Origin of the sequence: Pseudomonas fluorescens (assembly GCF_001623525.1) — a bacterium.
GTDB classification, from domain to species: Bacteria; Pseudomonadota; Gammaproteobacteria; order Pseudomonadales; family Pseudomonadaceae; genus Aquipseudomonas; species Aquipseudomonas fluorescens_Q.
On record NZ_CP015225.1, the window covers coordinates 4,715,100 to 4,734,314 of the forward strand.

A 19,215-nucleotide genomic window follows, 5' to 3' on the forward strand; every position below is an offset into this window, starting at 1 on the left:
CAGTCTGACTCCACAAGCACCCACACGAATTGCTTGATTCAGTTGTTAAAGAGCGGCTGGCTGAGTCTTTCGTCTCAACCGAGGCGCGCATTCTACAGCGCCCCGTGTATCTGTCAAGCGGTTATTTTCAGAAGTTTTCAAAGTTTCCTTTTCAACTTCAACCACTTGCACTTCCGATCTCTCGTTAGCGGGAGGCGAATTCTACAGCGTTACTCGCTGCTGTCAACACCTCTTTTTCACCGCTTTCGACCGAGAAGATCGAACCGCCGATAGAGCCAAACAACACCGCTCCACCTGCTCCTTCCGGGCTTCGATGAACTGAAGCCCTGCGCCTTCGAAACCTACTTAACTCGTTGAATCCAAAGGAGTTTTCCGTTTCGACTGCGCCGGAAGTGGGGCGAATTATAGACTTCCAGAATCTGCCGTCAACCCTTAATTTCGCTTTTCTATCAATAAGTTGCGCAACACTGGCAAACCCACTGCTTTCGCCCTTAAGAATCGTCCTCTATATAGAAGAGAAGACTCATAGAACCCCCGCCGCCCTGAACGCCGTCACCGTGGCTTCGTCCAACCCCAACACTCGCTGCAAGACCTCCAGCGTATGCTCCCCTAATAAAGGGGGCGCATTGCGATATTCCACCGGCGTCTCGGAGAGTCGAATCGGACTGGCCACCTGCGGCACGCTCCCAGCCAATACGTGAGGCAATTCCATCGCCAATCCACGCGCCTGCACCTGAGGATCGGCAAACACCTGGGCCAGATCGTTGATTGGCCCACACGGCACACCCGCCTGCTCCAACTGAGCCACCCACTCGGCGGTAGTCTTGAACACCGTCGCCTGGCGAATCAACGGAATCAACACCGCCCGATTCGCCACCCGCAGCTTGTTTGTGGCAAAACGCGAATCGTCAGCCCACTGCGGTTGACCAGCAACCTCAGCGAATTTTCGGAACTGGCCGTCATTACCCACCGTAAGGATGAAATCGCCATCAGCCGTAGGAAAATCCTGATAAGGCACGATGTTCGGATGAGCATTGCCCAACCGCTTCGGCGCATGACCTGTGGTCAGGTAATTCATCGCCTGATTGGCCAGGCAAGCCACTTGGACATCCAGCAAGGCCATATCGATGTGCTGGCCGCCGCCGGCATGATCCCGATGAGCCAGTGCCGCCAAAATAGCAGCAGTCGAATACAGCCCCGTGAGGATATCCGTCAGCGCGACTCCCACCTTCACCGGCCCCGCCCCCTCATCGCCCTCTGGGCGGCCGGTCAGGCTCATCAAGCCCCCCAACCCCTGAATCATGAAGTCATACCCGGCACGCTTGGCATAAGGGCCCGTCTGGCCAAACCCAGTGATCGAGCAATAGATCAATTGCGGATTGATCGCCTTTAGCGACTCGTAGTCCAGACCATAAGCCGCCAGCCCGCCAACTTTGAAGTTTTCGATCAGGATATCGGACTTAGCCGCCAGCTCTCGCACCAGCCGCTGCCCTTCTGGACGCGTGAAATCGATGGTCACCGACTGTTTGTTGCGATTGGCCGACAGATAATAAGCAGCCTCGGTCGTGTTCTCGCCTCGGGCATCCTTAAGGAAGGGCGGCCCCCAGGCGCGCGTATCGTCACCATTGCCGGGACGCTCGACCTTGATGACATCAGCCCCCAGGTCCGCCAGGATCTGTCCGGCCCACGGCCCGGCCAGGACTCTCGATAAATCCAATACCCGCAGATGTGAAAGCGCGCCCATGACCGTTCTCCTATTAATAGAACGCCTGGATACCGGTTTGCGCACGCCCCAGGATCAGCGCATGAACGTCGTGGGTACCTTCATAGGTGTTTACGACTTCCAGGTTCACAAGATGACGAGCAATGCCGAACTCATCGGAAATACCGTTGCCACCCAGCATGTCCCTCGCCATGCGAGCGATATCCAGGGACTTGCCACAGGAGTTGCGCTTCATGATCGAGGTGATCTCGACCGCCGCCGTGCCTTCATCTTTCATACGTCCCAGGCGCAAGCATCCCTGCAAGGCCAGGGTGATTTCGGTCTGCATGTCGGCCAGTTTCTTCTGGATCAACTGATTGGCAGCCAGAGGACGCCCAAACTGCTGTCGGTCCAGCGTGTACTGGCGAGCGGTATGCCAGCAGAACTCAGCTGCCCCCAAAGCCCCCCAGGAGATGCCATAACGCGCCGAGTTCAGGCAGGTAAACGGGCCCTTCAAGCCGCGGACATCGGGAAAAATGTTCTCTTCCGGAACGAATACGTTGTCCATTACGATTTCGCCAGTGATGGAGGCGCGCAGGCCGACCTTGCCATGAATAGCCGGTGCACTCAGGCCCTTCCAGCCCTTCTCGAGAACGAAGCCACGGATATCGCCAGCGTCATCCTTACCCCAGACGACAAACACATCGGCGATCGGACTGTTGGTGATCCACATTTTGCTACCCGTCAGGCTGTAGCCGCCTTCCACTTTGCGCGCACGAGTAATCATCGCCCCCGGGTCGGAACCATGGTTCGGCTCGGTCAGACCAAAGCAACCGATCCATTCACCAGACGCCAGCTTTGGCAGATACTTCTGTTTTTGCGCCTCGGTACCGAATTCATTGATCGGCACCATGACCAGCGAAGACTGCACGCTCATCATTGAGCGATAACCGGAATCGACGCGCTCGACTTCGCGAGCGATCAGGCCATAGCTGACGTAGTTCAGCCCACTGCCGCCGTACTGTTCAGGAATGGTTGCCCCCAGCAGGCCCACTTCACCCATCTCGCGGAAGATCGCCGGGTCGGTCTTCTCATGGCGGAACGCTTCCAGCACCCGCGGCGCGAGCTTCTGCTGGGCGAACTGCTCGGCAGTGTCGCGGATCATGCGTTCTTCTTCGGTGAGCTGCTGATCCAGCAACAATGGATCGATCCAGTTGAAGCTCGCTTTACCGGCCATGAAAGAGTCCTCGCCAATTAGATGAAAATCGTGGATTGATCGTAGGCGCGCTTTCCTACAAGGGCAAACGAGGATTGCGCACTATCTTGTGCTAATTTCTCACTCCGTAAACGCCATAAACCCCGTTTATGTCGATATTGAGTGAGGCTTGCGTACATGCGCCGTAAAATCCCCAGCACCACCGCCCTGATCAGCTTCGAGGCTGCCGCACGTCATGAGAGCTTCACCAAGGCGGCGCACGAGCTTTCTCTTACCCAAGGTGCTATCTGCCGACAAATCGCCAGCCTGGAAGACTTCCTCAGCGTGGAGCTTTTCCGACGCTCACGTCGAGGCGTTAAACTGACCGAAGCCGGCCTTTCCTACAGCCGTCGAGTTGCCACCCAACTGGATGCCGTCGAGCGCGACGCTCTTTCAGTGATGGGGCATACCGGTGCGAACGTGATCGAACTGGCCGTGGTGCCAACCTTCGGCACTCAATGGCTGCTACCGCGCCTCAAGGACTTCCAACAGCAGCATCCGGAAGTCACCGTCAACCTGACCAACCGCACACGGCCCTTTCTCTTTGCGGACACAGAGTTTGACGCCGCTATCTATTTTGGTGATGCGGACTGGTCCGGTACCGAATCCCACAAACTGATGGGCGAAAATCCGATGCCGGTATGCAGCCCTACCTTACTGGGAGGCCGGACGAGCCTGACACCAGAGGCCATCGCCGAATTGCCCTTGCTCCAGCAGACGACTCGCCCGTATGCGTGGCGCCAGTGGTTCAACGCCCAGAACCTGAATATTGCGCGAGACCTGACAGGGCCGCGTTATGAACTATTCTCCATGCTCGCCCAAGCGGCTATGCACGACATGGGTATCGCGCTGATTCCGCCCTTTTTGATTCAACGCGAACTGGCAGAAAAACGACTGGTCGTGGCCAACCGTAACGCGCTGTCGAGCATCAAGGCCTATTACCTGATGATTCCGGAGCGAAAGGTCGAATCCGCCTCCCTTCGGGCTTTTCGTGACTGGCTCGTGAAACAAGCCAACGGCTATCTTATTGATTATTAATAAAAAAATTAAAACAGACTTAGGTAGTAAACTAACAGAGGTCGCTACAGATATAAGTTTATGTCGCATTCAGTCAATCTGTTACCGAACCCGTGCAGTAGTCTCCAAAGCGTCTAAATACATGGCCTGGAGCCATATCGCGCAATGCATCAGCGCTTATTCATCTGGCCGATGGGAAAAATTGTCAATTTGAACCTGAATCCTTGGAAAGCACGGCCCACAAGGGCTGCCGTTCGATAATTGCGACATTCGGTCACAGGGTGACTTGTAGTTAATTTTCCGTCACCCGTCATAATCCCTTGAAGGGCTGAATTTTCGCCTGCAAAATGCCGCGCCCCGCCTGGTTTGGCGGGATCGTGCTGATCGGCCGCCCCAGCCGCACCATCCGAAGTGCCTGGGTTTACTCAATAAGATCACGCAGGAGATTTGACGTGCACATTGGTGTTCCCCTCGAAACCCAAACGGGTGAAACACGGGTTGCTGCTACCCCGGAAACCATCAAGAAGTTGATCGGCCAAGGCCATAAAGTCACTGTCCAAAGCGGCGCCGGTATCAAGGCCAGCGTAATTGACAGTGCCTATGAGGCGGCGGGCGCAACCATTGGCAGCGCCAGTGATGCATTCGGGGCCGAACTGATCCTCAAGGTGGTGGCCCCCAGCGACAGCGAACTGACGCTGATCAAGAGCGGCACCGTTCTGGTGGGCATGCTCAATCCGTTCAACAACGAAACCATCGCCAAGCTGGCCGAACGCGGTATTACCGCTTTCGCCCTTGAGGCCGCGCCACGTACCTCCCGTGCCCAAAGCCTGGATGTGCTGTCGTCTCAAGCGAACATTGCTGGCTACAAGGCCGTGCTGCTCGCCGCTCATCACTATCCGCGCTTCATGCCGATGCTGATGACGGCAGCTGGCACCGTGAAAGCGGCGCGCGTGCTGATTCTCGGCGCGGGCGTGGCGGGGTTGCAGGCGATTGCCACCGCCAAGCGCCTGGGCGCAGTGATCGAGGCTTCGGATGTGCGTCCGGCGGTCAAGGAACAAATCGAATCCCTCGGCGCCAAATTCGTCGATGTGCCTTACGAAACCGACGAAGAGCGTGAATGCGCCGTCGGCGTCGGTGGTTACGCCCGGCCCATGCCGGCCAGCTGGATGCAGCGCCAGGCCCAAGCGGTGCACGAGCGCGCCAAGCAGGCGGATATCGTCATCACCACCGCACTGATTCCGGGCCGCAAGGCACCGACATTGCTGAGTGCCGAAACCGTCGCGCAGATGAAACCGGGCTCGGTGGTTATCGACCTCGCGGCAGCCCAGGGTGGTAACTGCCCGCTGACCGTGGCCGACCAGGTCGTGATCGAGAATGGCGTGACCATTTGCGGCCCGACCAACCTGGCCGGTGAAGTCGCGGCCGACGCTTCGGCGCTGTACGCCCGTAACCTGCTGGACTTCCTGAAGCTGGTCTTCACCAAGGAAGGTCAGTTCGACGTGAACCTGGAAGACGACATCGTTGCCGCGTGCCTGATGTGCCGCGACGGCCAAGTCATCCGTAAAAACGCCTAAGCAGGGATTCAGACAATGGAAGAGCTTATCTCCCCCGGTATCTACAACCTGATCATCTTTGTGCTGGCGATTTATGTCGGTTACCACGTGGTCTGGAACGTGACACCTGCACTGCACACGCCGTTGATGGCGGTGACCAACGCCATTTCGGCGATCGTGATCGTCGGCGCCATGCTCGCTGCCGCACTGACCGTAACGCCTCTGGGCAAGACCATGGGCACCCTCGCCGTGGCCCTGGCCGCGGTGAACGTCTTCGGTGGCTTCCTCGTGACGCGCCGCATGCTCGAGATGTTCAAGAAAAAAGCCCCGAAAGCCGTAAAAGAAGAGGCGCCCAAGTAATGAGCATGAACCTGGTAACGACGCTCTACCTGATCGCGTCAATCTGCTTCATCCAGGCCCTCAAAGGCCTGTCCCACCCCACCACCTCTCGCCGTGGCAACCTGTTCGGCATGCTCGGCATGGCGCTGGCGGTGCTCACCACTGTGGGCCTTATCTATAAGCTCGGTGCTGAGCTGGCGACTGCCGGCATCGGCTACGTCATCGTCGGCCTGCTGATCGGCGGCACCGCGGGCTCGATCATGGCCAAGCGCGTCGAGATGACCAAGATGCCGGAGCTGGTGGCGTTCATGCACAGCATGATCGGCCTGGCGGCGGTGTTCATTGCCATCGCCGCCGTCGTCGAGCCGCAGTCCCTGGGTATCGTCAAGCAGCTGGGTGATTCGATCCCGGCCGGTAACCGTCTGGAGCTGTTCCTCGGCGCAGCCATTGGTGCAATCACCTTCTCCGGTTCGGTGATCGCGTTCGGCAAGCTCTCGGGCAAGTACAAGTTCCGCCTGTTCCAGGGCGCACCGGTACAGTTTGGTGGCCAGCACAAGCTCAACCTGATCCTGGGCCTTGCCACGCTGGGCCTGGGCCTGATGTTCATGTTCACCGGCAACCTCGGCGCGTTCGCCTTGATGCTGGCCCTGGCGTTTGTTCTGGGCGTGCTGATCATCATCCCGATCGGCGGCGCGGACATGCCGGTAGTGGTGTCGATGCTCAACAGTTATTCCGGTTGGGCCGCAGCGGGCATTGGCTTCTCACTGAACAACTCGATGCTGATCATCGCCGGTTCGCTGGTGGGTTCGAGCGGTGCGATCCTGTCGTACATCATGTGCAAGGCGATGAACCGTTCGTTCTTCAACGTGTTGCTCGGCGGTTTCGGCAACACCGCAGATGCTGCCGGCCCGGCAGGCTCCAAAGAAGCCCGTCCGGTGAAATCCGGCTCGGCTGACGACGCAACCTTCCTGCTGACCAACGCCGACACGGTGATCATCGTCCCGGGCTACGGCCTGGCGGTGGCCCGGGCGCAGCACGCGTTGAAAGAACTGACCGAGAAGCTGACCCACCACGGTGTAACCGTCAAATACGCGATCCACCCGGTGGCTGGTCGCATGCCCGGGCACATGAACGTCTTGCTGGCCGAGGCCGAAGTGCCTTACGACCAGGTGTTCGAGATGGAAGACATCAACTCCGAGTTCGGCCAGGCCGACGTGGTGCTGGTGCTTGGCGCCAACGATGTGGTCAACCCGGCGGCGAAGAACGATCCGAAATCGCCGATTGCCGGCATGCCGATTCTCGAGGCCTTCAAGGCCAAGACCATCATCGTCAACAAGCGCTCGATGGCCAGCGGCTATGCGGGCCTGGACAACGAGCTGTTCTATCTCGACAAGACCATGATGGTGTTCGGTGACGCCAAGAAGGTCATCGAAGACATGGTCAAAGCAGTGGAATAACGCTCACGGCTTCGCCATCAACGCCCCGACTCGTCGGGGCGTTTTGATTTGTATCAAGGCCGAACGTTACCGATCCGGTAATAATGTTTTGCCTGAAACGCCCGTAATAGAGGCCTTAAATGCGACCTTTGTAGCGGGTCGGGCACCGCGCGAATTCACTAGACTGCGCATCTTGCTTTCCAGCCCGAGATAACAACCTATGTACCGTGATCGCATCCGCTTGCCTTCGTTATTGAATAAAGTGATGAGTGCTGCCGAAGCAGCCTTGTTGATTCAGGACGGCATGACCGTCGGCATGAGCGGCTTTACCCGCGCCGGAGAAGCGAAAGCAGTGCCCCACGCCCTGGCTGAACGCGCCAAGGTCACTCCGCTGAAAATCAGCCTGATGACGGGCGCGAGCCTGGGTAACGACCTCGACAAGGAACTCACCGAGGCCGGCGTGCTGGCGCGGCGCATGCCATTCCAGGTCGACAGCACGTTGCGCAAAGCGATCAACGCAGGCGAGGTGATGTTCATCGACCAGCATCTCTCGGAAACCGTTGAACAACTGCGCAACGGCCAGCTCAAGCTCCCCGACATTGCCGTGATCGAAGCGGTCGCCATCACCGAGCAAGGGCATATCGTACCGACCACATCGGTAGGTAATTCGGCCAGTTTCGCCATCTTCGCCCGGCAAGTGATCATCGAGATCAACATGGCCCACAACCCGAACCTGGAAGGGCTGCACGACATCTATATCCCGACTTATCGCCCGACCCGCACCCCCATCCCCCTGGTGAAGGTCGATGATCGCATTGGAAGCCCTGCCATCCCGATCCCGCCGGAAAAAATTGCCGCCATTGTCATCACCAACCAAGGGGACTCGCCTTCCACCGTCGCGTCACCGGACAGCGACACCCAGGCCATCGCCGATCATCTGATCGACTTCCTCAAGCAGGAAGTTGCGGCCGGGCGCATGACCAACAAGCTCGGGCCGTTGCAGGCCGGGATTGGCAACATCGCCAACGCCGTGATGTGCGGGCTGATCGATTCCCCGTTCGAAGACCTGACCATGTATTCCGAGGTCCTGCAGGACTCGACATTTGACTTGATCGACGCTGGCAAGCTGAGCTTCGCCTCCGGCAGCTCTATCACGCTGTCGAGTCGACGCAACGCCGATGTATTCGGAAATCTGGAAAGGTACAAGGACAAACTGGTCCTGCGCCCACAGGAGATCTCCAACCATCCCGAGGTCGTACGCCGCCTGGGCATCATCGGTATCAACACCGCGCTGGAGTTCGACCTGTACGGCAACGTCAACTCCACCCACATCTGCGGCACTCGGATGATGAACGGCATTGGCGGTTCGGGGGATTTCGCCCGCAACGCCCACTTGGCGATTTTCGTGACCAAGTCGATTGCCAAGGGCGGCGCCATTTCCAGTGTCGTGCCGATGGTCAGCCATGTGGACCATACCGAGCACGATGTCGACATCCTGGTGACCGAGATCGGCCTGGCCGACCTGCGTGGCCTGGCGCCAAGGGAGCGGGCACGAGTAGTCATCGACAATTGTGTGCACCCGTCCTACCGCCAAGCGTTGAATGATTATTTCGAAGCAGCGTGCGCCCTGGGTGGGCACACCCCGCATATCCTGCGCGATGCACTGAGTTGGCACGTCAACCTAGAAGAAACCGGGCGCATGTTGGCCGTCTGATACAGCTGGATCACCGCTATCGCAAATACAGTTTTGCTTGAAGGCCCTCACTCGAGCCCGATACAACAAAAACTGTACTGCTGTACCGGTGTTTTCTTACAGTCTTTTCCCACAAAACATCAGACAATCACCTAAAACGCACCAATAACGTGCAGACAGGTACAGTTGCCTCAATATTGACCAGTACACCGCTCTTTAACAGTTAACTGGTCTCTCACAATACAGGTGAACTGTATCTAGAGAGACTGGCCAAACGAGAGGATCATGGGCACCAGTTAAACCACTACCTAATCCCGCCACAAGCGGAAGGATGTCAACCATGGAACGTACACTCAGTTCCGAGCTGTTTTTCGAAGACAAAGCTGAAAAAAACCAGGCTTCCCTGCCTCTTCGCGTTATCGCTAACCTGATGTTGTGGCAGCGCCGCATCGCCAGCCGCCATCAACTGGCTCGTCTGGATTCGCGCCTGCTGGCTGACGCCGGTATCAGCGAAGCACAACGTTACGAAGAGCTGAGCAAGCCGTTCTGGCGCTAACTCAGCGTCGCTGGCCCTGACCCACCGGGTCCACCGCCAGCACCGAATTGACCAAACAAGACCCGTCGCGGGAAACCGCGACGGGTCTTGTCGTTTCCGGGTCCGTTTTTTTGGAAAACCAGGGATAAATAACAGTTTCTTATAAACAAAAAACATACCAGTACAGTTAATCTTGAACCGTAGCGCCCAATGCGGGCATCATGCTGCCGATGACCGTCGCAAAGGGCTGTCAGCCAACGCGTTCTGGCCTAATATCGATGCAAACGTGGCGAAGCGAGTCGAGCATGCGTCTCCTCTTCCAGCTACACGCACCGGTATCACCCCATCCTTCAAGGAGTTTCCTCATGATCCGTCTCCGCCTGCTCAGCGCAGTTGCCCTGCTGGCCGTAGCCGCCCACTCCAACGCCAGCAGCTTCATCGTTACCACCGACTCCATCGTCGGAGCACTCAAGGCCACCTCCGACGTGACCTCCGATGCAACCTCATCCCTGCGTGACAACAAGATCGTTCAAGCCGCCCGTGACGACGCTGCCAGCTTCGTGGCCAGCGAAGGCGCCATCCGTGGTGTGAAACTGGAAAGTGCCCTGGACTACATCCGCCAGCAGGCACCACAGCTCAACGCCACCGATGCACAGCTGGCCCAGGCGATCCTGGTGATCTGATGCAACATGAAACATCGGGCGCCAAATGGTGTTCCGATGTTTCAACGCTGGCTCTGGCCCGCAGGTTTGCGCTAGCCTTCAGGCTCGCCATCAACCGTCGAGCCCCATGCGTTTTTACTCAGATCTGTTCATCGCGTCTTTCTTCGTAGTTTTTTGCTGGTCTGTTCCGGCCCATGCTTTCGATGTGTCCACCCAGCAAGTGGTGGTCAGCGGCTATGCCACGAGCATGGTGACCTCTGCGCCCTTCGACCATAAACTGATCGTCGCCGCTCACGATGACGCCGCGGCATTCGTCGCCAGCGACGGGCAACTGCGAGGTGCACAACTGGAATCGGCCTTGGATTACCTGCGCCGGACCCAGCCAAAACTTCACGTCAGCGACCTTGAACTGGCACAGGCAATTCTCGTCCAATAGTTATCCTTATTTCTCCGGAGTCGTTCCATGCGTAGCCCGCTGATTGCTGCCGCCCTAGGCCTGCTGGTGTTGGCCGATGTGGCCCAGGCACATACCCTGGTAGCCACCAGTAACATCATCGTTCGCGCTTCCCAGCGCACGATCGATTTCACTTCCGACACCACCACCTCCATCCGTGATTCGAAAATCGTCCGCGAAGCCCACGACGATGCCGCCAGTTTTGTCGCCAGCAATGGTGAAATTCGTGGCGCTCATCTCGAGGCCGCCTTCGACACCTTGCGCACCCGCGTGCCGGAAGCCCGCGACGCCAGTGACCAGGTTCTCGCCGAAGCCATCCTCGCATTGTGAGGCGGTTCGCCGCCTGGCTGGCGGCCGGGGTCTTGCTGCTCACGAGCAGCCTGGCCCAGGCCGGCCTGCAACTGCACCTCAACGTCGAAGGCCTGAGCCCGGCGCAACAGCAGGCCAGCCAGGCGCTGCTCGATGAAGCCATGCAGGCGCTGCCGCCGCGCTTCATCGAGCGACTGGACCGACGCATCGATGTCGGCTGGACCGACCAGATGCCCGCTAACGCCTACGGCCAGGCCTCGCTGGTGTCGCAACTGGACCTCAACAGCAACCTGCTTGATAGCCTTGTCGACGGCAGCGCCGCGAGGCAAAAGACCCATCGCCCCCACGGCACCGTGCGACGGGAAATGCTCGCCACCGTCCTGCACGAACTGACCCACATTTATGACCGCTCGCGTCTATGGCCAGATGCCGAGCGTACGCTGATCCAGCGTTGCACTCGACGCAACAGCAGCGCCGGCTTGATCGGCCTTCCCGATGAATGCCGGGGCCAGAACGACCGCCGCTTCACCCTCAGCGATGATCCTCGCTTGCTGGACCTCGCCGGCTGGCCACAATACGTTGGCCGGCGCGGTGAGCGGGAACAGCACAACCGCCAGGTCGCCCGCAGCCCGGACCTCTATGAAACGAGCAGCCCCAAGGAGTTCGTCGCGGTCAACATGGAGTACTTCCTCCTCGACCCAAGCTACGCCTGCCGACGCCCCGCCCTGTATCGCTATTACCAGGCACACTTCGGCTGGGCACCTGCCGCCAAGGACACCTGCGCCCAATCGTTCGCGTTCCTCAACGCCGGCAATGACTTCGCCAAGACCCCACTGGGCAAAGTTGATCCAGAGCGGGTCTATGCCATCGATTACCTGCTGGCCGAAGCCAACCAGAACTGGGTGAGCCGCTGGGGCCACAGCATGCTCCGGCTGGTGATCTGTGCACCGGGTCGCCCACGTGGCCCGGACTGCCGACTGGATCTGGACCAACACCTGGTGCTGTCGTACCGCGCCTTCGTCGGCGATGTGCAGCTATCGAGTTGGGACGGGCTGGTTGGCAAATACCCGTCGCGCCTGTTCGTATTGCCGTTGGCCCAGGTGATCGATGAATACACCAAGACCGAGCTGCGCAGCCTGGCGTCGGTGCCGCTGAACCTGTCGCGCACCGAGATCGAGGAGACGGTCGAGCACGCCGCCGAAATGCATTGGAGCTACGACGGCAACTATTACTTCCTGTCCAATAACTGCGCAGTGGAAAGCTTGAAGCTGCTACGCAGCGGCAGCAACAACGCGCAGCTCAACGGCCTGGACAGCATCATGCCCAACGGCTTGTTGGAAGTCCTCAAGGGCCGGGGCCTGGCGGATACCAGCGTGCTGGATGATCCCAAGGAAGCCTTGCGCCTGGGCTACCGCTTCGACTCGTTCCGCGAGCGGTACCAGGCGATGTTCGATGTGCTGAAGAAGTATCTGCCGATCAAGCAGCAAACGGTGGAAGACTGGCTGGCCCTGGATGCCGCCGAACGCCGCGCCTGGTTCGAACAGGCCGACCTGCGCACCAGCGCGGCATTGTTGCTGCTGGAACAGGCCGGTTATCGCCGGCAATTGTTGTTGGCGCAGGATGAAGTCAAACAGCGCTACCTCGGCGCCCGTGAATTGCAAAACGGCGGCATGGAAAGGGCTAACGCGACGCTGCAGCAGATCCTCGCCAACAGCGGCTTCCTGAGCCGTCCGGCCGAACTGCTGGGCAGCAGCGGCTACGGCTTGCCACAACCCAGCGAGTGGCAACGCCTGGAATCGGAAAGCAGCTTGCGTCAGAAACAGCTTCAAACGCTGACAGGCGACCTGGACAAGGAAGTCCGGGCATTGCTTGAGCCGAGTCGCGCCGCTGAAATTGCTGCCAGCGAGGCCAATGTGAAAGCGATTGGCGAGCATTTGCGCAAACTGCACAAGGCCGGGGGCGGGTTGGAATTGCCCTGATGAGCACTGCTTGAAGCAATAACAAAAAGGGGTTCAGAACCAAGCTCTGAACCCCTTTTTTCGTGCTGCGGGCCGAATCGACAATCAGCTGACACGTGCCTTGCGCACACCATCAGCCAGGGCGGCACACAAACTCAACACGCCATCAATCGCCTGTTCCGCCGTATCGGCATTGGCGATATGGTCGATCAGCGCCGAGCCAACCACCACCCCATCAGCCAATCGTGCGATAGCCGCAGCCTGCTCCGGCGTACGAATACCGAAACCAATGCTGATCGGCAAATCGGTGTGGCGACGCAAGCGCGCCACGGCTTCTTCCACGTGCTCCAACGTCGCGGCACCGGCACCAGTCACACCCGCCACCGACACGTAATATACAAAGCCCGAACTGCCGTTGAGCACCGTCGGCAAACGCACGTCATCGGTGGTTGGCGTGGTCAGACGGATGAAATCCAAGCCAGCTGCCTGGGCCGGTTCGCACAGTTCGCTGTTGTGCTCGGGCGGCATGTCCACAACGATCAGGCCATCCACGCCAGATTCCAGCGCCTCGCCAATGAAACGCTGCACGCCATAACGGTGGATCGGGTTGAAGTACCCCATCAGCACCAGTGGTGTCTCGCTGTTGTCTTTGCGGAACTCACGAACCATCTGCAGGGTTTTCGCCAGGTTCTGCTGGGCGCCCAAGGCACGAATATTCGCCAACTGGATCGCCGGGCCGTCGGCCATCGGGTCGGTGAACGGCATGCCCAGCTCGATGACATCGGCACCGGCTGCTGGCAGGCCCTTGAGGATTGCCAGCGACGTGTCGTAGTCCGGGTCGCCAGCCGTGACGAACGTCACCAGGGCAGCACGGTTTTGTTCCTTGAGTTCGGCAAAACGGGTTTGCAGGCGGCTCATCAGTGTTTCTCCTGCTGGGACTGTTCCATGTGATGCATCACGGTTTGCATGTCTTTGTCGCCACGGCCGGACAGGTTGACCACCATCAGATGATCTTTCGGCAAGTTGGGTGCGCGTTTGAACACTTCTGCCAGGGCATGGGCGCTTTCCAATGCAGGAATGATCCCTTCCAGTCGGCAGCATTTGTGAAAGGCTTCCAGGGCTTCGGCGTCGGTCACCGAGGTGTACTGGACGCGGCCAATGTCGTGCAACCAGGCGTGTTCCGGACCGATACCGGGGTAGTCGAGACCTGCGGAAATCGAATGGGCGTCGATGATCTGACCGTCGTCGTCCTGCAACAGGAAGGTGCGGTTGCCGTGCAGTACACCGGGGACGCCGCCGTTCAGGCTCGCCGCGTGCTTACCGGTCTCGATGCCATAACCGGCGGCTTCAACGCCGATGATCTCGACACTCTTGTCGTCCAGAAACGGGTGGAACAGGCCCATGGCGTTGGAGCCACCGCCGATGCACGCCACCAGGCTGTCCGGCAGGCGACCTTCCTGGGCTTGCAGTTGTTCGCGGGTTTCCTTGCCGATCACGGCCTGGAAGTCACGCACCATCGCCGGATACGGATGCGGGCCTGCCACGGTGCCGATCAGGTAGAACGTGCTGTCAACGTTGGTGACCCAGTCGCGCAGGGCCTCGTTCATGGCGTCTTTCAGGGTACCGGTACCCGCGACCACCGGAATCACTTCGGCGCCCAGCAGCTTCATGCGGAACACGTTGGCCTGCTGGCGCTCGATGTCGGTGGTGCCCATGTAGATCACGCAATCGAGGCCAAAACGCGCGGCCACGGTGGCGGTCGCCACGCCGTGCATGCCGGCGCCGGTCTCGGCGATGATGCGTTTCTTGCCCATGCGCCGCGCCAGCAGGATCTGGCCGATGCAGTTGTTGATCTTGTGCGCGCCGGTGTGGTTCAGCTCTTCACGCTTGAGATAGATCTTGGCGCCACCGCAGTATTCGGTCAGGCGCTCGGCGAAGTAGAGTGGACTTGGACGACCGACGTAATCGCGCTGGAAGTAGGCCAATTCCTCAATGAAGGCAGGATCTTCCTTCGCCACTTCATATTCGCGGGCCAGATCAAGGATCAGCGGCATCAGGGTTTCGGCCACATAGCGGCCACCGAACGCACCGAACAGGCCGTTGGCGTCGGGGCCACTGCGCAGGTTGAAGGGGGTCGTGGACTGGGTCATCGGGCGCTCCAAGCAAATGCGTTGAAAGACAATGAGGTTCACTCTACCCCTGACATCCGTCACTGAAAACCGATAAGATCGCCACAACCTGTCAGAAAATCTCACAGTTCACATGAGCCACGACCTTCCCCCGCTCAACGCCCTGCGCGCCTTCGAGGCCACCGCCCGCCTGAACAGCGTAAGCCAGGCGGCCGAACAGCTGCACGTCACCCATGGCGCTGTAAGTCGACAGCTGAAGGTGCTGGAAGAACATTTGGGTGTCAGCCTGTTCATCAAGGATGGACGCGGCTTGAAACTCACAGATGCCGGCATGCGCCTGCGTGATGCCAGCACTGACGCGTTCGAGCGGTTACGCAGCGTGTGCGCGGAACTGACGCAAAGCACCGCCGATGCCCCGTTCGTCCTGGGCTGCTCGGGAAGCTTGCTGGCGCGCTGGTTTATTCCCCGCCTGGGCAGGCTCAATGCCGACCTGCCGGATTTGCGCCTGCACCTGTCCGCCGGCGAGGGCGACCTGGACCCCAGGCGACCGGGACTGGACGCCTTGCTGGTATTCGCCGAACCACCCTGGCCGGCCGACATGCAGGTGTATGAACTGGTGAGCGAGCGGATCGGCCCCGTGATGAGCCCGCACTACGCCGGATTTGCCCGCCTGCAGACCGCACCGGCCAGCGCGCTGCTGGACGAATCGTTGCTGCACACCACCTCCCGCCCACAGGCCTGGCCAACCTGGGCACAGCAAAACCACCTTGATCCCCGGGTATTGAAGTTCGGGCAAGGATTCGAGCATCTGTATTATTTGCTGGAGGCCGCCGTAGCGGGGCTCGGCGTGGCGATCGCGCCCGAGCCGCTGGTGGCTGAGGACGTGCGCGCCGGTCGCCTGGTCGCGCCGTGGGGTTTCGATGAAACGGCGGCGCGACTGGCGTTGTGGCTACCCAAGCGCGCCGCAGATGGACGTGCTCGGCAATTGGCCCAGTGGCTCAGGCATGAGCTGAGCCAACCGACTCAGTCTCCGCGTTTGCACAGCAAGTAAGCAGCCAGCAAACCAAGCGCACCGACCGCGACACCCGCTGTGGTCCATGGGTGTTCCTGCGCGTAGTCGCGTGTGGCGATCCCGGTTTCACGGGTTTTCACCTTGACCTCTTCATACGCGTCGCTGAGCAGATGGCGAGAATGTTTCAGGGCGTTCTCGGCATTGGCCTTGAGCGACTTGAGGGTCTTACGCGACTCGTCCGAAGCATCGTCCTTCAGGCTTTCCAACGACTTGAGCAGACTCTCGATCTCCGCTTCCATGCTTTGCAACGAGGCTTTGCGTAACGAATTGCTGGCCATGGTGGCTCTCTCCTGCAGTGGTTGAGTGGCGTGTGTGAATTGGGACTGCGGTCGTTTCTGAAAGTGCAGTAAATCTGAACTTCAGTGCGCAAACGGCGACACACGTATGACGAAAAATCGCTGCTAGGCTGTTAAAAACAACCAAGGAGAACCTCATGAGTGATCATCACACTTACAAAAAAGTCGAGCTGGTCGGCTCGTCTCCCACCAGCATTGAAGACGCCATCAATAACGCCCTGGCCGAGGCCAGCAAAAGCCTCAAGCACTTGGAGTGGTTCGAAGTCACGGAAACCCGCGGGCACATCGAAAACGGCCGGGCCGCGCACTTTCAGGTCACCCTCAAAGTCGGGTTCCGGATTGTGAATAGCTGAGGAACGATGAACTTGCACGCTGGCGGAGTGCCATAGGGAATGGCGATGCGCTATGGTACGCGCATTCTGTTTTTCCCATACCTGCCCTGTTTGATCCGACCAAGGAGTGCGAGCGATGAAAAAATTGATGGTAGCCCTGGGTTTGCTGAGCCTTGCCGGTGGTGCGTTTGCGGCCGGCACGCCCTGCGAAGCGCTGAAAAGCGAAATCGCGGCGAAGCTGGATGCCAAGGGCGTGTCAGGTTATTCGCTGGAAATCGTCGATAAAGGCGCAGCGACCGACGGAAAAGTCGTAGGCACCTGTGAGGGCGGTACGAAAGAAATCGTCTATAAAAAGTGATTCTTTTCGAACGTCAAAGCCGACGCAGTGCGTCGGCTTTTTTATGCGCGTCATTCAGCCTTTCATGACCTGCGCCAGCAACTCGTATGAGTGCAAACGATCGGCATGCTCGTACAGGTCGCTGGTGAAAATCAGCTCATCGGCCTGGGTTTGCTCGATCAGCACGTCGAGCTTGGCGCGAATCTTCTGCGGACCGCCGACCATGGCCAGTCCCAAGAAATCGCCAACCGCTTCTTTCTCATGGGGCAACCAGAGGCCGTTCATGGTTTCGACCGGTGGACGCTGCACCAGGCTCTGGCCACGCATCAGCGCCAGGATCCGCTGATACACCGACGTCGCCAGGTAATCGGCCTGTTCATCCGTATCCGCCGCCACCAGCGGCACGCCGAGCATCACATAAGGCTTGTCGAGCACTGCCGACGGCTTGAAATGATTGCGGTAGATGCGAATTGCCTCGTGCATGTAGCGCGGTGCGAAATGGGAGGCGAACGCGTAGGGCAAACCGCGTTCACCGGCCAATTGCGCACTGAACAGGCTCGACCCCAGCAGCCATACCGGCACGTTGGTCCCGGTGCCGGGCATGGCGATGATGCGTTGGTCCGGGGTGCGCGGGCCGAGGTAGCGCATCAGTTCGGCCACGTCTTCGGGGAAATCGTCCGCGCTGCCGGAGCGCTCGCGACGCAGCGCCCGAGCAGTCATCTGGTCGGAACCGGGCGCACGCCCCAACCCCAGGTCGATTCGACCCGGGTAGAGGCTTTCCAGCGTGCCAAACTGTTCGGCGATGATCAACGGCGCGTGATTGGGCAACATGACGCCGCCGGAGCCGACACGAATGGTCGAAGTCCCTCCCGCCAGATAACCCAGCAGCACCGCCGTCGCGGAGCTGGCGATACCGTCCATGTTGTGGTGTTCGGCCACCCAGAAGCGGGTATAACCGTATTTTTCCACGTGCTGCGCCAGGTCCAGCGAATTGCGCAAGGACTGGGCAGCATTGCCATCGGCGCGGACAGGCACCAGGTCGAGGGTTGAGAATTTCACGTCGGACAGCTGTTTCATGGGCCGGGATCTCCAACGGCGTTCCGGGCTTTTCCCGAGGGCAAAAGCCTGCCGTTTCTAAAGGTGTGTTCCATGCAATGTGGGCATATACCCGAGTTTCAATAGCTGCGAAGAATTTTCCTACTAAATTCGTCGGCTAATCGACAAGGTGAACTTTTCCGGGCGGTCTATCCTCACAACCCAGACAGCTAAAAAAATACCCAGGCGCGTCTCGCGCGCCGGATCTTCAGGAGGCAGACATGGCTATCATCAAGAAAGCATCGGCTCATTGGGAAGGTGACCTGAAAACCGGTATCGGTTCCATCTCCACGGAAACCGGTGTGCTGCGCGAAGCGCCCTACGGCTTCAAGGCGCGCTTCGAAGGCGGCAAGGGCACCAACCCAGAGGAATTGATCGGCGCGGCCCATGCCGGCTGCTTTTCCATGGCCTTTTCGATGATCCTCGGCGATGCCGGGCTCAAGGCCGACAGCATCGACACCAACGCAGAAGTGACCCTGGACCAGGTCGATGGCGGTTTCGCGATCACTGCAGTCAAGTTGGTGCTCAAGGCGAAAATCCCCGGCGCCAGCCAGGCGCAATTCGACGAACTGAGCAAGAAGGCCAAGGAAGGATGCCCGGTTTCCAAGGTGCTGAACGCCCAGATCACCCTGGATGCGACGCTGGTCAACTGACGCATGAAAGGGGTCGCAGCCTTCGCAGGCGCTGCCTAGGGCTGCGATTTCTTGAATACGGTCGAGCTGTTTACCCTGGCGCAATTATGGTCGAATGAAACCTGCAGTTTCAGCGCACAGGCAGTGCGCGCTGCCATGAGGAATTCGAACATGAAACGATCAGCCCTGGTGGTCATCGGTTGCGCATTCGCTGCATCTGCGCTTGCCGAACCGAAATCCTGTGAAGAGCTGAAAGCGGAAATCGAAGCGAAGATCCAGGCCAATAACGTATCGTCCTACACGTTGGAAATCGTCACCAACGACGAAGTCCACGATCAGAACATGGTGGTGGGCACTTGCGAAAACCGCACGAAAAAAATCATCTACCAGAAGAACGACCGCTAGAAAG

At 59.1% G+C, this 19,215-nt stretch carries 21 protein-coding genes; 15 read left to right on the forward strand and 6 right to left on the reverse strand.

What is annotated here, in order from left to right; genetic code table 11:
* Window positions 1-523: 523 nt before the first annotated feature.
* Window positions 524-1,744 carry a CaiB/BaiF CoA transferase family protein gene (locus TK06_RS20205; protein ID WP_063323527.1) on the reverse strand — a complete coding sequence of 407 codons (1,221 nt, stop codon included), beginning with the start codon at window positions 1,742-1,744 and terminating at the stop codon, window positions 524-526.
* 13 nt (window positions 1,745-1,757) lie between these two features.
* Entirely contained in the window at window positions 1,758-2,939 is a 1,182-nt protein-coding gene (locus TK06_RS20210) for an acyl-CoA dehydrogenase (RefSeq protein ID WP_014335919.1), read from the reverse strand.
* 156 nt (window positions 2,940-3,095) lie between these two features.
* Between TK06_RS20210 and TK06_RS20215 the strand changes: the two genes are divergently transcribed.
* The 10 genes from TK06_RS20215 (at window position 3,096) to TK06_RS20260 (ending at window position 12,934) form a co-directional block, all read left to right on the forward strand.
* Window positions 3,096-3,995, forward strand: a complete 900-nt coding sequence (locus TK06_RS20215) for a LysR family transcriptional regulator (protein ID WP_063323528.1) — start codon at window positions 3,096-3,098, stop codon at window positions 3,993-3,995.
* Between the two features lie 431 nt (window positions 3,996-4,426).
* Window positions 4,427-5,548 (forward strand): Re/Si-specific NAD(P)(+) transhydrogenase subunit alpha, encoded by a 1,122-nt coding sequence (locus TK06_RS20220; RefSeq protein WP_047230082.1) that lies wholly within the window; start codon window positions 4,427-4,429, stop codon window positions 5,546-5,548.
* 15 nt (window positions 5,549-5,563) lie between these two features.
* On the forward strand, window positions 5,564-5,887 hold the full coding sequence (locus TK06_RS20225) for an NAD(P) transhydrogenase subunit alpha (protein WP_003187010.1): 324 nt from the start codon (window positions 5,564-5,566) through the stop codon (window positions 5,885-5,887).
* Window positions 5,887-7,323 carry an NAD(P)(+) transhydrogenase (Re/Si-specific) subunit beta gene (locus TK06_RS20230; protein ID WP_063323529.1) on the forward strand — a complete coding sequence of 479 codons (1,437 nt, stop codon included), beginning with the start codon at window positions 5,887-5,889 and terminating at the stop codon, window positions 7,321-7,323. The genes TK06_RS20225 and TK06_RS20230 overlap by 1 nt, the downstream gene beginning before the upstream one ends.
* Window positions 7,324-7,522: 199 nt before the next feature.
* On the forward strand, window positions 7,523-9,016 hold the full coding sequence (locus tag TK06_RS20235; protein WP_063323530.1) for an acetyl-CoA hydrolase/transferase family protein: 1,494 nt from the start codon (window positions 7,523-7,525) through the stop codon (window positions 9,014-9,016).
* 319 nt (window positions 9,017-9,335) lie between these two features.
* Entirely contained in the window at window positions 9,336-9,551 is a 216-nt protein-coding gene (locus TK06_RS20240; RefSeq protein ID WP_003187014.1) for a DUF1127 domain-containing protein, read from the forward strand.
* A 344-nt stretch (window positions 9,552-9,895) separates the two neighbouring features.
* Window positions 9,896-10,213 carry a DUF2388 domain-containing protein gene (locus tag TK06_RS20245; protein ID WP_003196441.1) on the forward strand — a complete coding sequence of 106 codons (318 nt, stop codon included), beginning with the start codon at window positions 9,896-9,898 and terminating at the stop codon, window positions 10,211-10,213.
* A 106-nt stretch (window positions 10,214-10,319) separates the two neighbouring features.
* Entirely contained in the window at window positions 10,320-10,628 is a 309-nt protein-coding gene (locus tag TK06_RS20250; RefSeq protein ID WP_063323531.1) for a DUF2388 domain-containing protein, read from the forward strand.
* A 27-nt stretch (window positions 10,629-10,655) separates the two neighbouring features.
* The gene (locus TK06_RS20255; protein ID WP_003187020.1) at window positions 10,656-10,976 is read left to right on the forward strand and encodes a DUF2388 domain-containing protein; all 321 of its coding nucleotides are present in this window, start codon (window positions 10,656-10,658) and stop codon (window positions 10,974-10,976) included.
* On the forward strand, window positions 10,973-12,934 hold the full coding sequence (locus tag TK06_RS20260) for a DUF4105 domain-containing protein (protein ID WP_063323532.1): 1,962 nt from the start codon (window positions 10,973-10,975) through the stop codon (window positions 12,932-12,934). Before TK06_RS20255 ends, TK06_RS20260 begins: the two co-directional genes overlap by 4 nt.
* Window positions 12,935-13,018: 84 nt before the next feature.
* Here TK06_RS20260 and trpA read toward each other — a convergent pair whose 3' ends face one another.
* Entirely contained in the window at window positions 13,019-13,831 is an 813-nt protein-coding gene (gene trpA / locus TK06_RS20265) for a tryptophan synthase subunit alpha (RefSeq protein WP_063323533.1), read from the reverse strand.
* Window positions 13,831-15,063 carry a tryptophan synthase subunit beta gene (trpB, locus tag TK06_RS20270; RefSeq protein WP_063323534.1) on the reverse strand — a complete coding sequence of 411 codons (1,233 nt, stop codon included), beginning with the start codon at window positions 15,061-15,063 and terminating at the stop codon, window positions 13,831-13,833. Before trpB ends, trpA begins: the two co-directional genes overlap by 1 nt.
* Window positions 15,064-15,175: 112 nt before the next feature.
* Here trpB and TK06_RS20275 point away from each other — a divergent pair, with 112 nt between their 5' ends.
* Entirely contained in the window at window positions 15,176-16,093 is a 918-nt protein-coding gene (locus TK06_RS20275; RefSeq protein WP_063323535.1) for a LysR family transcriptional regulator, read from the forward strand.
* Here TK06_RS20275 and TK06_RS20280 read toward each other — a convergent pair.
* Entirely contained in the window at window positions 16,066-16,392 is a 327-nt protein-coding gene (locus TK06_RS20280; RefSeq protein ID WP_003196426.1) for a DUF883 family protein, read from the reverse strand. The genes TK06_RS20275 and TK06_RS20280 overlap by 28 nt on opposite strands.
* Window positions 16,393-16,547: 155 nt before the next feature.
* Here TK06_RS20280 and TK06_RS20285 point away from each other — a divergent pair, with 155 nt between their 5' ends.
* Window positions 16,548-16,763, forward strand: coding sequence for a dodecin (locus TK06_RS20285; RefSeq protein ID WP_003196424.1), 216 nt, complete (start codon window positions 16,548-16,550; stop codon window positions 16,761-16,763).
* 115 nt (window positions 16,764-16,878) lie between these two features.
* Window positions 16,879-17,100 (forward strand): DUF1161 domain-containing protein, encoded by a 222-nt coding sequence (locus TK06_RS20290; protein ID WP_063323536.1) that lies wholly within the window; start codon window positions 16,879-16,881, stop codon window positions 17,098-17,100.
* Between the two features lie 54 nt (window positions 17,101-17,154).
* On the opposite strand, the gene TK06_RS20295 is transcribed toward TK06_RS20290, so the two are convergent.
* Entirely contained in the window at window positions 17,155-18,156 is a 1,002-nt protein-coding gene (locus tag TK06_RS20295) for an LLM class flavin-dependent oxidoreductase (RefSeq protein ID WP_063323537.1), read from the reverse strand.
* Window positions 18,157-18,395: 239 nt separating this feature from the next.
* On the opposite strand from TK06_RS20295, the gene TK06_RS20300 reads away from it, so the two are divergent.
* Together TK06_RS20300 and TK06_RS20305 are read left to right on the forward strand one after the other, a co-directional pair.
* The gene (locus TK06_RS20300) at window positions 18,396-18,827 is read left to right on the forward strand and encodes an OsmC family protein (protein ID WP_003196419.1); all 432 of its coding nucleotides are present in this window, start codon (window positions 18,396-18,398) and stop codon (window positions 18,825-18,827) included.
* Window positions 18,828-18,977: 150 nt separating this feature from the next.
* On the forward strand, window positions 18,978-19,211 hold the full coding sequence (locus tag TK06_RS20305; RefSeq protein ID WP_063323538.1) for a DUF1161 domain-containing protein: 234 nt from the start codon (window positions 18,978-18,980) through the stop codon (window positions 19,209-19,211).
* Window positions 19,212-19,215: the final 4 nt, after the last annotated feature.

What these genes read in the sequence shown, in the direction of transcription:
- TK06_RS20205 (WP_063323527.1), bottom strand. Translation starts at nt 1,744, where the DNA reads ATGGGCGCGCTTTCACATCTGCGGGTATTGGATTTATCGAGAGTCCTG.
- TK06_RS20210 (WP_014335919.1), bottom strand. Translation starts at nt 2,939, where the DNA reads ATGGCCGGTAAAGCGAGCTTCAACTGGATCGATCCATTGTTGCTGGAT.
- TK06_RS20215 (WP_063323528.1), top strand. Translation starts at nt 3,096, where the DNA reads ATGCGCCGTAAAATCCCCAGCACCACCGCCCTGATCAGCTTCGAGGCT.
- TK06_RS20225 (WP_003187010.1), top strand. Translation starts at nt 5,564, where the DNA reads ATGGAAGAGCTTATCTCCCCCGGTATCTACAACCTGATCATCTTTGTG.
- TK06_RS20230 (WP_063323529.1), top strand. Translation starts at nt 5,887, where the DNA reads ATGAGCATGAACCTGGTAACGACGCTCTACCTGATCGCGTCAATCTGC.
- TK06_RS20235 (WP_063323530.1), top strand. Translation starts at nt 7,523, where the DNA reads ATGTACCGTGATCGCATCCGCTTGCCTTCGTTATTGAATAAAGTGATG.
- TK06_RS20240 (WP_003187014.1), top strand. Translation starts at nt 9,336, where the DNA reads ATGGAACGTACACTCAGTTCCGAGCTGTTTTTCGAAGACAAAGCTGAA.
- TK06_RS20245 (WP_003196441.1), top strand. Translation starts at nt 9,896, where the DNA reads ATGATCCGTCTCCGCCTGCTCAGCGCAGTTGCCCTGCTGGCCGTAGCC.
- TK06_RS20250 (WP_063323531.1), top strand. Translation starts at nt 10,320, where the DNA reads ATGCGTTTTTACTCAGATCTGTTCATCGCGTCTTTCTTCGTAGTTTTT.
- TK06_RS20255 (WP_003187020.1), top strand. Translation starts at nt 10,656, where the DNA reads ATGCGTAGCCCGCTGATTGCTGCCGCCCTAGGCCTGCTGGTGTTGGCC.
- trpA (WP_063323533.1), bottom strand. Translation starts at nt 13,831, where the DNA reads ATGAGCCGCCTGCAAACCCGTTTTGCCGAACTCAAGGAACAAAACCGT.
- trpB (WP_063323534.1), bottom strand. Translation starts at nt 15,063, where the DNA reads ATGACCCAGTCCACGACCCCCTTCAACCTGCGCAGTGGCCCCGACGCC.
- TK06_RS20275 (WP_063323535.1), top strand. Translation starts at nt 15,176, where the DNA reads ATGAGCCACGACCTTCCCCCGCTCAACGCCCTGCGCGCCTTCGAGGCC.
- TK06_RS20280 (WP_003196426.1), bottom strand. Translation starts at nt 16,392, where the DNA reads ATGGCCAGCAATTCGTTACGCAAAGCCTCGTTGCAAAGCATGGAAGCG.
- TK06_RS20285 (WP_003196424.1), top strand. Translation starts at nt 16,548, where the DNA reads ATGAGTGATCATCACACTTACAAAAAAGTCGAGCTGGTCGGCTCGTCT.
- TK06_RS20290 (WP_063323536.1), top strand. Translation starts at nt 16,879, where the DNA reads ATGAAAAAATTGATGGTAGCCCTGGGTTTGCTGAGCCTTGCCGGTGGT.
- TK06_RS20295 (WP_063323537.1), bottom strand. Translation starts at nt 18,156, where the DNA reads ATGAAACAGCTGTCCGACGTGAAATTCTCAACCCTCGACCTGGTGCCT.
- TK06_RS20300 (WP_003196419.1), top strand. Translation starts at nt 18,396, where the DNA reads ATGGCTATCATCAAGAAAGCATCGGCTCATTGGGAAGGTGACCTGAAA.
- TK06_RS20305 (WP_063323538.1), top strand. Translation starts at nt 18,978, where the DNA reads ATGAAACGATCAGCCCTGGTGGTCATCGGTTGCGCATTCGCTGCATCT.